The organism is Danxiaibacter flavus (assembly GCF_041060425.1).
Lineage (GTDB): Bacteria > Bacteroidota > Bacteroidia > Chitinophagales > Chitinophagaceae > Danxiaibacter > Danxiaibacter flavus.
Map to the genome: position 1 here is coordinate 941,447 of NZ_JAULBC010000002.1, position 12,790 is coordinate 954,236.

The following is a 12,790-nucleotide window of genomic DNA, read 5'->3' on the forward strand; positions in this document are numbered from 1 at the left end:
ACAAAATCCAAATCAAAATCAGTCTTGATCAGGATTATCGGATTAAAGGATTAACGGGATAATAATCTCACAATCCACTAATCCTCCAAATCCCGATCCGGACAAAATCCAAATCAAAATCAGTCTTGATCAGGATTATCGGATTAAAGGATCAACGGGATAATAATCCCACAATCCACTAATCCGCCAAATCCCGATCCGGACAAAATCCAAATCAAAATCAGTCTTGATCAGGATTATCGGATTAAAGGATTAACGGGATAATAATCTCACAATCCACTAATCCTCCAAATCCCGATCCAGACAAAAAAATCCTAATCAATAAAATAATCTCAATCAAATGAGCGATCTGAATAAATACTCAAAGGTTTTAACACAAGACGAAACACAGCCGGGAGCACAGGCAATGTATTATGCTATCGGTTTTAAAGAAGAAGACTTCAAGAAAGCACAGGTAGGTATTGCAAGCATGGGATGGGATGGTAATCCTTGTAACATGCACCTGAATGATCTGGCTACAAGTGTAAGGAAAAGCATAAATGCAACAGAAGGATTGCTGGGCTTGCGTTTTCACACTATTGGTGTGAGCGACGGTATCAGCATGGGTACAGATGGTATGCGTTATAGCCTTGTTAGTCGTGATGTTATCGCCGACAGTATTGAAACAAATGCAGGCGCTCAGTATTATGACGGATTGGTTTGCATTCCGGGTTGTGATAAAAACATGCCAGGCTCTTTGATTGCGATGGGAAGGTTAAATCGTCCTTCTATCATGCTATACGGTGGAACAATTGCTCCGGGCCATTATAAAGGACAGGACCTGAACCTGGTAAGTGCATTCGAAGCATTGGGTCAAAAGATTGCAGGCAACATCAGCGAAGGGGATTTTAAAGGTATTGTTCAACATGCTTGTCCGGGTGCCGGTGCATGCGGTGGTATGTACACTGCAAATACAATGGCCAGCGCTATTGAGGCTTTAGGTATGAGCCTGCCTTATTCTTCTTCCAACCCTGCTTTAAGCAAGGAAAAACAACAGGAATGTGAAGCTGCCGGTGCTGCAATAAAAATATTGTTGGAGAAAGATATTAAGCCACGCGACATCATGACGCGTAAAGCTTTCGAAAATGCGATCACCGTTATCATGGTGTTAGGTGGAAGCACAAACGCAGTATTACACCTGATTGCGATTGCAAAAAGCGTGGATATGCCTTTAACACAGGATGATTTCCAGGCGATCAGCGACCGGGTTCCTGTATTGGCTGACTTCAAACCAAGCGGTAAATACCTGATGGAAGATCTTCACCAGTATGGAGGTGTTCCTGCAGTGATGAAATACTTATTGAGCAAAGGTTTGTTGCATGGGGATTGCCTGACTGTAACAGGAAAAACTGTTGCAGAAAATCTCGAAGACGCTCCAACACTTGACTTCGACCAACAAAAAATAATTATGCCGCTGGAAACGCCGTTAAAAGCTACAGGGCACTTACAAATATTATACGGTAACCTTGCAGAAGGCGGAAGCGTTGCAAAGATCTCCGGTAAAGAAGGTGAGCGTTTTGAAGGAACGGCAAGGGTATTCGACGGAGAACATGACCTGATCAAAGGTCTGCAAAGCGGAAGAGTTCACGCGGGTGATGTTGTTGTGATCAGGAACATCGGTCCTAAAGGAGCTCCTGGTATGCCGGAAATGTTGAAACCAACAGGCGCTATCATCGGTGCTGGTTTAGGTAAAACAGTAGCCTTGATCACCGACGGACGATTCAGCGGCGGAACGCATGGATTTGTTGTGGGCCATATCACTCCCGAAGCGTATGAAGGTGGTTTGATCGGACTGGTAGAAGACAATGACATCATTGAAATAGATGCTGTTAAAAATACACTTACGCTAAAAGTAGCTGAAGATGTAATTGCACAGAGGAGAGCAGCATGGAAAAAACCAGCATTGAAAGCAACAAAAGGTATTTTATACAAATATGCCCAGTGCGTTAAAACAGCCGCAGAAGGTTGTGTAACGGATGAAGCGTAGAAAGGTATCAGGTGTGAGGTATAAGGTGTAAGGCGTAGGAATGAGGTTATTGTACAGAGACGAAGATCCACCTTTCACTATTGACCATTCACCATTCACTTTTATTAATTGATCATCAAGTAATTCATCATTATGAGTAACTCAACCATATTGGACGCAGCAGAAACGAAAAAACAGGTTGCAGAAGCACCCAAAACCATAAGTGGTTCACAAGCCGTTCTTGAAGCTTTCCTGGCTGAAGGAGTGGATACTATTTTCGGCTATCCCGGAGGCGCTATTATGCCTATTTATGACGCGTTGTACGATTACACTGACAGACTGGAGCACATACTGGTCCGTCATGAGCAGGGGGGCATACATGCCGGGCAGGGATATGCAAGAGCTTCCGGCCGCGTGGGTGTGGTGTTTGCGACAAGCGGTCCCGGTGCAACAAACCTGGTTACAGGTCTTGCTGATGCGATGATCGATAGTACACCTCTTGTGTGTGTAACAGGTCAGGTATTTGCGCACCTGTTGGGTACTGATGCCTTCCAGGAAACGGATGTGATCAATATAACCACACCGGTTACCAAATGGAACTACCAGGTTACTGATGCTACAGAAATTCCTTCTGTTCTTGCTAAAGCATTTTACATCGCAAAGACTGGCAGACCAGGTCCCGTGTTGATCGATATCACAAAGAATGCACAGTTGCAGATGTTTGAATATTCAGGTTATACTCCTTGTAATCATATCAGAAGCTACAAGCCAAAACCAACTGTCCGCAAAGAATATATCGTTGAAGCAGCAAAACTGATCAACGAAGCTAAAAAACCTTTCGTAATTTTTGGACAAGGTGTTATCCTTGGTCGTGCTGAAAAAGAATTCAAAGCTTTCATAGAAAAGACAGGACTTCCTGCTGCATGGACCATCATGGGTATGAGCGCCATTCCAACGGATCATCCTTTAGGAGTTGGTATGCTGGGTATGCATGGTAACTATGCTCCCAACGTTCTAACAAACGAATGTGATGTATTGATTGCGGTGGGAATGCGTTTTGATGACCGTGTTACAGGTAGACTGGACAAATATGCCAAACAAGCACAGGTTATTCATTTTGATATTGATCCTGCTGAAATAGACAAGAACGTAAAATCAGCCGTTCCTGTTTGGGGTGACTGTAAAGAGACGCTTCCATTGTTGACCGATTTGCTTGAAAAACGTGATCATTCAGAATGGCTGGCTAAGTTCCGTGAACTGGAAAAGAAAGAAGTGGAAGAAGTGATCAATGAAGAATTAAATCCTTCTACAGAGATCCTGACAATGGGTGAAGTATTAAAAGTGCTCAACGAATTAACGGATGGCAACGCAATCATCGCTACAGACGTTGGACAACACCAAATGGTCGCTTGCCGTTACGCGAAGTATAACAATACCATGAGCAATGTAACTTCCGGCGGTCTTGGCACAATGGGCTTCGGCTTACCTGCTGCAATCGGTGCTAAATATGGCGCTCCTGACAAGACTGTTGTTGCTATCATCGGTGACGGTGGTTTTCAAATGACTATTCAGGAATTAGGAACAATCATGCAATTTGGTGCTGCAGTAAAGATCCTGATCCTGAACAACCAGTTCCTCGGAATGGTGCGTCAGTGGCAGCAATTGTTCCATGACAAACGTTATTCATTTGTTAATATCACCAGCCCTGATTATGTACAGGTAGCCAAAGGCTATGGCATTGAAGGCAAAAAAATTGATCAGCGGGCAGATTTAAAAAACGCAGTAAAAACCATGTTGGATCATGACGGGGCATATTTGCTGGAAGTAATGGTGGGTAAAGAAAACAACGTGTTCCCAATGGTTCCGCAAGGTTGCGGAGTCTCCGAAATAAGGCTTAAATAATTGAAAATGGAAAATTGACAGTTGAAAATTAATCTGTCGGTTGTTCCATATAATTATCATTATCAATTTTCAATTGTCAACTGTCAATTTTAAAAGATGTCAAAACAAGAATTCACAATAACGGTATATACAGAAAACCAGATCGGTTTACTTAACCGCATCGCAATTATTTTCTCACGCCGTAAGATCAACATAGAAAGCCTGAACACATCTCCTTCTGAAGTTGAAAGTGTACACCGCTTTACAATTGTGATCAACGAAACAGAAGATGTAGTTCGCAAACTTTGCCGCCAGATAGAAAAGCAGGTTGAAGTGTTGAAAGCATACTACAACACCAACGAAGAATTGGTTTGGCAAGAACTGGCTTTGTACAAAGTACCGACTGACGTAATTGCTGAAAAAGTAAAAGTAGAACGTTTACTTCGTCAATACGGCGCGAAAGCAGTCGTGATCCGCAAGGACTATACTGTATTTGAAACTGCAGGTCACCGTGAAGAGATCGATACTTTGATCAAAGCGCTTGAACCATACGGATTGATTGAATTCGTTCGCAGTGCAAGAGTTGCCATTATAAAAGCCAGCAAAGGCTTCCACGAAAAGTTGAAAGAATTCGACCAGGCAGAACCGGCAGAAGAAGTTATAGAAAACGAATTCCTGGATAAACAGGATGAAGTGTTCACAATGTAAACAAGTTGTACGTGATAAGTTATACGTTTTACGTTGTGAAAGCATCATGGAAACGGATTGATTTTATTGTTAGAGAAACGTTCATTTAACCACATGCAATACACCACAAAATACATTAGACGAATAAGAGAAATATTTCTCGGGCTGATAGAAGATTTGAGTATTGAGCAATTGAATGAAATACCGGCAGGCTTCAATAATAATATTGTTTGGAATTTTGGACATATAATCACAAGCACTACTGCACTTTGCTATATAAGTTCAGGTGTTGATAAGCATGCAGACAATCCATATTTCGACAAATACAAAAAAGGAACAAGGCCGGAAAGTTTCATAACGGAAGAAGAACTAAATGACTTGAAAAGGCTTGCATTCGCTAACCTGGACAAAATTGAAAGTGATCTGGCGGCAAACAGGTTTGAGCAAATACAGCCTTTTGCTACAGGAACATTCAAGTATGAAATGCACTCGATTGAAGAAGTTCTTACCTGTGCCACCGCACACGAAAGTCTTCACCTGGGCATAGCAAACGCAATAAAAAAACTGGTTACATCAGATTATTATAAACAACAAACACAAACGAACTTGAACCTTGAGAATCTTAAATCTCAAATTTCAAATCTCTCATAAAAACCAATCTCAAAATTTCAAAACAAATAAACCAAAATGGCAAAATTAAATTTTGGCGGAGTGGAAGAAAATGTAGTAACTCGTGAAGAGTTTCCACTTAGCAAAGCTCAGGAAGTTTTAAAAAATGAAACAATAGCTGTTATCGGGTATGGCGTGCAGGGTCCTGGCCAGGCTTTAAACCAACGCGACAACGGAATCAACGTTATCGTTGGTCAGCGTAAAAATTCCAAAACCTGGGATAAAGCAATAGCTGATGGTTTTGTTCCTGGTGAGACCTTATTCGAAATTGAAGAAGCGTTACAACGCGGTACCATTATCTGCTACCTGTTAAGCGATGCTGCTCAGATTGAATTATGGCCAACAGTAAAAAAGAATTTAACTCCAGGTAAAGCATTGTATTTCTCTCATGGCTTTGGTATCACTTTCAACGAGCAGACTGGCATCGTTCCCCCTGCTGATGTTGATGTATTCCTTGTTGCTCCTAAAGGTTCAGGAACTTCTCTTCGCAGAATGTTCTTACAGGGTCGCGGCTTAAACAGCAGCTACGCTATTTACCAGGATGCTACCGGCAAAGCTAAAGAGCGCGTTATCGCTTTGGGTATCGCAGTAGGAAGCGGTTACCTGTTTGAAACAGATTTCAAGAAAGAAGTATTCAGCGACCTTACAGGTGAGCGCGGTACTTTGATGGGTGCTATCCAGGGTATCTTCGCTGCTCAGTACGATGTATTACGCAGCAAGGGCCACTCTCCTTCTGAAGCTTTCAACGAAACAGTTGAAGAGCTTACACAAAGCCTTATGCCGTTAGTAGCTGAAAACGGTATGGACTGGATGTATGCTAACTGCTCCACAACTGCACAACGTGGTGCGTTAGACTGGTGGAAAAAATTCCGTGATGCTACAGCTCCTGTATTCAACGAATTATATGAAAGCGTGGCAACAGGCCAGGAATCTAAACGCTCTATCGACAGCAACAGCAAAACTGACTACCGTGAAAAACTGGAAGTTGAGCTGAAAGAACTGCGCGAAAGCGAAATGTGGCAAGCTGGTAAAACAGTTAGAAGCCTGAGACCTGAGAATCAAAAATAGATTTAGAAGTGAATGGTCAATAGTCAATAGTGAAAGGTGTTGCCTGCTTAATAAACTGGCAACAGCTTTCATTTTGACAAATAAAATTGGCTTTTCACACAATCGACCTGTAAAAAAATTGCAGGTAAGCTTGCATTTTTCACTATTGACTATTCACTTTTCACTATCACTTTACCAATGAACGCTACCGACACCGTGTATAAGCTCAACTTTCACGAAGCCTCTTTCAGGTTGAAGAAAGTCGTGAACAGAACGCCTTTAATGCTTAATCTGAATCTTTCCCGCAGGTACAACGCGAATGTGTACCTGAAGCGTGAGGATCTTCAGATTGTTCGTTCCTACAAATTGCGTGGCGCGTACAATATGATGAGTGCACTGCCTGCAGAAAAAATGCAGAATGGTGTAACTACAGCCAGCGCCGGCAACCATGCCCAGGGATTTGCATACAGCTGCAAAAAGCTGAACATTAAAGGAGTAGTGTTTATGCCGATTATCACTCCCAAACAAAAGGTAAACCAAACCAAAATGTTTGGAGAAGATAATATCGAAATCAAATTGGTGGGTGATACGTTTGACGATTGTGCCAATGCCGCAAAAGCCTATACGGAAGAACATTCCATGACCTTCATCCCTCCTTTTGATGATTATCGTATCATCGAAGGTCAGTCAACCGTTGGCGTTGAAATACTGGAAGATCTTTCCAATATTGATTATCTCTTTGTACCTGTTGGAGGCGGAGGGCTTGCTTCAGGTGTAGGTTCATACTTTAAAACATTTTCCCCTCAGACAAAAGTAATCGGGCTTGAGCCGGAAGGTGCTCCATCTATGTTTGAAGCGCTGAAAGCTGGTCATCCTGTTTTACTGGACAACATTGACCGCTTTGTTGATGGCGCTGCGGTGAAACGTGTTGGAGATCTTACTTTCAACATCTGCAAAGATGTTTTAGATGATATGCGTCTTGTCCCCGAAGGGAAAGTCTGCACTACCATCTTAAAATTGTACAACGAAGATGCGATTGTTGCTGAGCCTGCGGGTGCTTTATCTATAGCAGCCCTGGACGATTTCGCGGACCAGATAAAAGGCAAAACGGTTGTGTGCATTGTTAGCGGCAGCAATAATGATATTGATCGCATGCCTGAAATTAAAGAACGCTCTCTTCAATATGAAGGCCTGAAACATTATTTCCTTATTCGCTTTGTGCAAAGACCCGGCGCATTACGCGACTTCCTGAACTTTGTACTTGGTCCTACCGACGATATCAAGCGGTTTGAATATGTACACAAAACCAACAAAGAAATTGGTCCCGCACTGGTTGGTATTGAATTACAAAACAAACACGACTACCAGGCGTTGATTGAAAAAATGCTTCAATACAACATAGACTTTACTGAGTTGAATAAGAATGATACATTGTTTGGATACCTTGTTTAGCTATGAGCTTTCAGCTGTGAGCTATTAGCTTTCCACCTGGTAGATCTAAGCGAAAACGTCAGCTTCCAAACAAATCAGAGATCTAAAAATCAGACATCCGAAATTAGAAATCAGACATCCGAAATTTCCATTTTCAATTGTCAACTGTCAATTTTCAACTGCTTCTCCTTCTCGCCGTTGGTGCTATCGCCGCAGTATTGCTGCGTAAATTAACTCCATTAGCGGGCATTGCAGGCGCCTGTGTCGGCTGGTTGGTATATTTAGGTGCCGGATATGCGGGAATCGCTGTAATGGCTTCATTTTTTATTTTGGGAACTGCTGCTTCCTCGTGGCAGTATAATAAGAAAGCACGGCTATTAATAGCGGAACAAAACAAAGGCCGGCGAACAACGGGCCAGGTATTAGCAAATGCAGGCATAGCGGGATTAATGGGTTTACTTACAGTTTTCCTTCCACAGTATACTACTTTGTCAGGCTTGATGATGGCGGCATCTTTTTCATCTGCAACCGCAGATACACTGTCTTCTGAGTTGGGAAATGTTTACGGCAAACGATTTTACAACATTCTTACATTAAAAAAAGATACACGCGGACTAAACGGTGTTATTAGTCTTGAAGGCACATTAGCCGGATTTGCGGGCAGTGCGCTCATCGCCGTAGTCTATGTTCTGTTTACAAAGCAGGTCTCGCATTTTTGGATCATCGTTATCGCCGGCACTATTGGCAATCTTACAGATTCTTTACTCGGCGCATCATGGGAAAGAAGACATCTATTGAATAACAATGCAGTCAATTTTCTTAATACTTTAGTAGCTGCACTTTTCTGCCTTCTAATAAGTTTTCTTTAATTTTCTAAATCCGTTCAACTTTTCACATCCTGCGGTGTTGTACTGCTATCCTACTGCATCATTCAAAAAAAAATGAGCCAGCATCGGGACAATTACAGCGTTACCCCATTGAAAAAAATCCTCCTTTTTTTGCACTCCTGTCCAAATTGCCCCTGCTCGTTCGTCATAACCAAGAACGCATAAAATCTTCTTTTATGTCAAACTCAATTAATAGCCTTGCACTGATTATTAATTTGAATGAACGGCTCTTTTTAAACACCCTGGAGGGATTTACAGAGGATCTGGCAAAGGAAAGAATAAGCGACCATAACAATCCCGTTATCTGGATTGCAACACATACCGCATGGGCCAGGTTCAACATGTCAATGTTGCTGGGCAAGCCCATCACCAATCCTTATGCAGGAATGTTTGAAAACTTCAGGCCATATAGCGAATCAGATCAATTTCCTTCGCTGGAAAAGCTCAAAGCTGACTGGCACAATGCAAGTGAGCATGTTAAAGGTGCCATACAAAATGTAACGCCAGAGCAGCTTGAAACGGATGCCCAAAGGGGAAATCCGATTGGAGATTCTACAAACGGCGGCACGCTCGCCTTCCTTGTTCAGCACGAGAGCTACAGTATAGGTCAACTAGCTTTTCTGAAAAAATTCTATACAAAAGAAGCAATGAAATATTAATGATTCCAATTATTGCTAATCGCTTCAATTTGAGCTTTTTTAATATTTATAACAAAATCGCTCTGCCATGAAAGAATTTATGTTTTTTATCCGGAAACAATCTGACAGTAAAACGGAATTGTCACCCGATGTTCACCAACAATTCCTCAAAAGTTGTGAACAATACATTAATAAATTAAAAAAAGAAGGCAGGTTACTTGCTGCGCAACCCATTGAAAGAACTGGTAAAATAATCTCGGGCAATGAAAACGGATGGAAAGAAGTACCATTTAATGAAACACCCGAGGTTATAGGAGGCTACTATCATATTCTTGCAAAAGACGAACAGGAAGCACTTGAAATTGCCAAAGCCAATCCTGAATTCGCGTTTAACAAAAACACAAGAATTGAAGTACGCTCCATCAAAATGAAAGAGGAAACCACAGGTTTCACTTATCCTACTGAAAAGAAATAACAAACCACTCCGGAATATTAAAAAGCTGGTTACACAATAAAAGTTTTCCAGGCAGCAACTCATTATAATTCTTCATCACCAAAAACAATAAAAATGGAAAAGCTATCCGCCAACACCAATGCCTTAAACTGGTTTGAAATACCGGTTACTGACACTGCCCGTGCCAAAAAATTCTATGAAACCATCTTCGATATCCAGATGCAGACGCAAGACATGATGGGTATGGAAATGACTTTCTTTCCCGCGGATCCTGAAATGCAAAATGGTAAAGTATCCGGCGCGCTTGTAAAAGGACAAATGCATGTACCGGGCAAAGATGGAACCATTGTTTATCTGAATGCCAATCCTGCAATTCAAACAGTGATCGACAAAATAGAAAATGCCGGAGGAAAGGTGCTAATGCCCAAAACCAAAATCACCGATGAGATCGGCTATATGGCCTTCTTTACAGACACTGAAGGCAATCGCATGGCACTACATGCAGGCAAATAATTGTTCATAGTTTAATGCCGTTTCCTTAAGGATAATGCTCCCTGCTCAAGTACGAATTACGAAGCCCGCCCGCGCCGAATACGCATACGGACGGGTACGAAGTACTTGATCCTGAGCACGCTGATTTTTCTTAAGCTATTGAAGGAAAAGGCATTGAGTGCAAAGTATCTTATTTAAAACAAGTTTGTCTTTTGTAGATTCTTTAGTATACAGTATTAATTCATCATTTAAAACAACACATAATGGCAGAGTATCTTTTATTATTCAGAGGAGGTAAGGGCATGGACAGAGATCAATCAGCGCAGGAATACCAGGAAGACATGCAAAAATGGGTACAATGGATGGCGAACCTTTCAGCGCAGGGAAAGCTTGGTCCTGCCCAACCTTTAAAACCGGAAGGTAAAGTGGTTAAAGGAACCAGTAAACTGGTTACTGATGGGCCTTTTATTGAAGGAAAAGAAATGGTAGGCGGTTATCTTGTTTGTAAGGCCGACAGCTACGATGAGGCGGTCGAAATCGCCAAACAATGTCCTATTCTTGAAAGCGAATCGGGCATTGTAGAAGTGAGATCGATAATGGAAATGAAAATGTGATAGTAAGTAAAAAGTCAAAATTCAAAATGTGCGAATGTGCAGATGTGCAAATGATTTAACAGAGTTGGCTTAATGGTTGAATGTTTTTAACTTTAGTTCGCTCTCCGGACAGTTTTTGAATTTTGACTTTTTAATTTTGACTTTTTCTATGGCTTTCAACCAAACAATAAGCAACAGGATACGCGAGGCTTTAATTAACGAGCACAATGTTGAAGAAAAACTCATGTTTGGCGGTATTTGTTATATGGTAAATGATAAAATGTGCGTGGGTGTTATCGGCGATGAAATGATGTGTCGAATAGGTGAGGAACGCTATGAAGAGGCCATGGGAAAACGCGGCTGCCGTGAAATGGATTTTGCCTCAAGGCCAATGAAAGGCTATGTTTATGTAAGTGAAGATGGCATGAAAACGAATGCCGAATTTAAATACTGGATCAATTTGTGTCTCGACTATAATCCAAAAGCAAAGGCTTCTAAAAAGAAGAAATAAAAAATGAGATGACGGATCTTCATCGAAAAAGCACTGTGTAACTCTGTGTCTTCTCCTGTATTTCTCCGTGTAACAATAACTACTGTTAAGTACTATCAATAACGAGTTAGAAAGAAAACATGCAGAAATTTATTTCAACGATAAAACAGCCATTTGAGTGAACAATTTAACATCAACAAATTAACTGATCATCTCTTCAGGCGTGAAGCGGGAAAGATGTCGGCCATTCTTATCAAAATATTTGGAACAGAAAACTTGCAGCTATCTGAGGATGTTATACAGGAAACTTTCATTAATGCTATGCGCGTATGGTCGCTCAACGGCATACCCGATAGCCCTTCTGCGTGGTTAATGCGCGCAGCAAAGAACAAGGCGATCGACTTTATCAGGAAGAACAAATTTTCGCGATCCATAGATTTCAGCGATCCTGAAAGAATGTTGTTGCAATCGGAATACACGCTAACGTCAACTATTGATAAACTGTGGAATGAAGATGAAATAACAGACGATCTTTTAAGAATGATGTTTGCATGCTGCCATGAAGAGCTATCAGAAGAGAATCAAATTACGCTGATGCTAAAAATACTTTGCGGATTTTCCACGGCAGAAATAGCAAAGGCTTTTGTTACATCGGAAGACACTGTATCAAAACGCTTATATCGCGCTAAAGAGTTCTTCAGAACAAAAAAAATAAAACCCGAATTTCCACCAGCATCGCATTTAAAAGACAAAACGGGGACAGTACTAAGAACCATTTATCTTCTCTTCAATGAAGGTTACAGTTCAACACATGCTGACAAGCTGATAAGAAAAGACCTGCTTGATCAATCCATGTATTTATGCAACCTGCTCTGCGTACATAGCAGCACTCAACTGCCAGAAACTTTTGCAGCCATGGCGCTCATGTGCTTTCACGCCGCACGTATCAACAGCAGGATTGATGAACACCATGAAATTATATTGCTTCAAAATCAGGACCGTGGCAAATGGGATCGCTCACTGATAGACAAAGGATACGATTACCTGAACAAAGCTGCTTTCGGCAACGAGATCAACTCGTATCACATAGAAGCGGCCATTGCTTACGAGCATTGTATATCGCCGTCCTTTGAACAAACCAACTGGAAAAACATCCTGCGATATTATGACATGCTCGCTGCTATCAATCCGTCTTCTATTGTGTTGTTAAACCGTCTTACAGTAATATTTAAAGTATATGGCGCAGAACAGACATTGAAGGAAGTAGAACAGGCTCTGTGCAATAAAGAGTGGCAAAAAAACTATTTATACCACAGCCTTATGGGTGATGTTTATGCGTGCAAGGATTTTAATAAAGCAAAGGCCTTTTACGAAACAGCAATCGGCATGACAAAGTCTGATGCGGAGAAAAAATTGTTGAACAAAAAAATAAGCCAGCTTGCGCTGAAAACATGATTTTTTTTGAACCATATAAGGGATATAAGAATACAAAAGGATACGCGGTACAGAAGTATGT

General features: G+C 41.4%; 13 protein-coding genes. All 13 read left to right on the forward strand.

Annotated elements, in window-relative coordinates:
• Positions 1-340: 340 nt before the first annotated feature.
• The 13 genes from ilvD to QTN47_RS09490 all read left to right on the forward strand — a co-directional run bounded on the left by ilvD (position 341) and on the right by QTN47_RS09490 (position 12,729).
• A complete protein-coding gene (gene ilvD / locus QTN47_RS09430) occupies positions 341-2,026 on the forward strand; it encodes a dihydroxy-acid dehydratase (protein WP_369329107.1) in 1,686 nt (561 codons plus the stop codon).
• A 132-nt stretch (positions 2,027-2,158) separates the two neighbouring features.
• Entirely contained in the window at positions 2,159-3,907 is a 1,749-nt protein-coding gene (gene ilvB, locus QTN47_RS09435) for a biosynthetic-type acetolactate synthase large subunit (RefSeq protein WP_369329108.1), read from the forward strand.
• Between the two features lie 96 nt (positions 3,908-4,003).
• On the forward strand, positions 4,004-4,594 hold the full coding sequence (gene ilvN, locus QTN47_RS09440) for an acetolactate synthase small subunit (protein ID WP_369329109.1): 591 nt from the start codon (positions 4,004-4,006) through the stop codon (positions 4,592-4,594).
• A 93-nt stretch (positions 4,595-4,687) separates the two neighbouring features.
• Positions 4,688-5,224: a DinB family protein gene (locus QTN47_RS09445; RefSeq protein WP_369329110.1), complete on the forward strand. Its 537-nt coding sequence runs from the start codon at positions 4,688-4,690 to the stop codon at positions 5,222-5,224.
• Between the two features lie 36 nt (positions 5,225-5,260).
• A complete protein-coding gene (gene ilvC, locus QTN47_RS09450; protein WP_369329111.1) occupies positions 5,261-6,310 on the forward strand; it encodes a ketol-acid reductoisomerase in 1,050 nt (349 codons plus the stop codon).
• Positions 6,311-6,487: 177 nt separating this feature from the next.
• Complete coding sequence (gene ilvA / locus QTN47_RS09455; RefSeq protein ID WP_369329112.1) at positions 6,488-7,741, forward strand: threonine ammonia-lyase; 1,254 nt, start codon at positions 6,488-6,490, stop codon at positions 7,739-7,741.
• 137 nt (positions 7,742-7,878) lie between these two features.
• Positions 7,879-8,589: a DUF92 domain-containing protein gene (locus tag QTN47_RS09460; protein ID WP_369329113.1), complete on the forward strand. Its 711-nt coding sequence runs from the start codon at positions 7,879-7,881 to the stop codon at positions 8,587-8,589.
• 194 nt (positions 8,590-8,783) lie between these two features.
• The gene (locus QTN47_RS09465) at positions 8,784-9,266 is read left to right on the forward strand and encodes a DinB family protein (protein ID WP_369329114.1); all 483 of its coding nucleotides are present in this window, start codon (positions 8,784-8,786) and stop codon (positions 9,264-9,266) included.
• Positions 9,267-9,333: 67 nt separating this feature from the next.
• Positions 9,334-9,720 (forward strand): YciI family protein, encoded by a 387-nt coding sequence (locus QTN47_RS09470; protein WP_369329115.1) that lies wholly within the window; start codon positions 9,334-9,336, stop codon positions 9,718-9,720.
• A gap of 93 nt (positions 9,721-9,813) precedes the next feature.
• Complete coding sequence (locus QTN47_RS09475; protein ID WP_369329116.1) at positions 9,814-10,212, forward strand: VOC family protein; 399 nt, start codon at positions 9,814-9,816, stop codon at positions 10,210-10,212.
• 242 nt (positions 10,213-10,454) lie between these two features.
• Positions 10,455-10,805, forward strand: coding sequence for a YciI family protein (locus QTN47_RS09480; RefSeq protein WP_369329117.1), 351 nt, complete (start codon positions 10,455-10,457; stop codon positions 10,803-10,805).
• A 148-nt stretch (positions 10,806-10,953) separates the two neighbouring features.
• Positions 10,954-11,295: a TfoX/Sxy family protein gene (locus QTN47_RS09485; RefSeq protein ID WP_369329118.1), complete on the forward strand. Its 342-nt coding sequence runs from the start codon at positions 10,954-10,956 to the stop codon at positions 11,293-11,295.
• Between the two features lie 153 nt (positions 11,296-11,448).
• Positions 11,449-12,729, forward strand: coding sequence for an RNA polymerase sigma factor (locus tag QTN47_RS09490; RefSeq protein ID WP_369329119.1), 1,281 nt, complete (start codon positions 11,449-11,451; stop codon positions 12,727-12,729).
• The last annotated feature ends 61 nt before the right edge of the window (positions 12,730-12,790 follow it).

Bases quoted from the DNA above. Each gene is read 5' to 3' on its own strand.
- ilvD (WP_369329107.1), top strand. From the start codon at position 341: ATGAGCGATCTGAATAAATACTCAAAGGTTTTAACACAAGACGAAACA.
- ilvB (WP_369329108.1), top strand. From the start codon at position 2,159: ATGAGTAACTCAACCATATTGGACGCAGCAGAAACGAAAAAACAGGTT.
- ilvN (WP_369329109.1), top strand. From the start codon at position 4,004: ATGTCAAAACAAGAATTCACAATAACGGTATATACAGAAAACCAGATC.
- QTN47_RS09445 (WP_369329110.1), top strand. From the start codon at position 4,688: ATGCAATACACCACAAAATACATTAGACGAATAAGAGAAATATTTCTC.
- ilvC (WP_369329111.1), top strand. From the start codon at position 5,261: ATGGCAAAATTAAATTTTGGCGGAGTGGAAGAAAATGTAGTAACTCGT.
- ilvA (WP_369329112.1), top strand. From the start codon at position 6,488: ATGAACGCTACCGACACCGTGTATAAGCTCAACTTTCACGAAGCCTCT.
- QTN47_RS09465 (WP_369329114.1), top strand. From the start codon at position 8,784: ATGTCAAACTCAATTAATAGCCTTGCACTGATTATTAATTTGAATGAA.
- QTN47_RS09470 (WP_369329115.1), top strand. From the start codon at position 9,334: ATGAAAGAATTTATGTTTTTTATCCGGAAACAATCTGACAGTAAAACG.
- QTN47_RS09475 (WP_369329116.1), top strand. From the start codon at position 9,814: ATGGAAAAGCTATCCGCCAACACCAATGCCTTAAACTGGTTTGAAATA.
- QTN47_RS09480 (WP_369329117.1), top strand. From the start codon at position 10,455: ATGGCAGAGTATCTTTTATTATTCAGAGGAGGTAAGGGCATGGACAGA.
- QTN47_RS09485 (WP_369329118.1), top strand. From the start codon at position 10,954: ATGGCTTTCAACCAAACAATAAGCAACAGGATACGCGAGGCTTTAATT.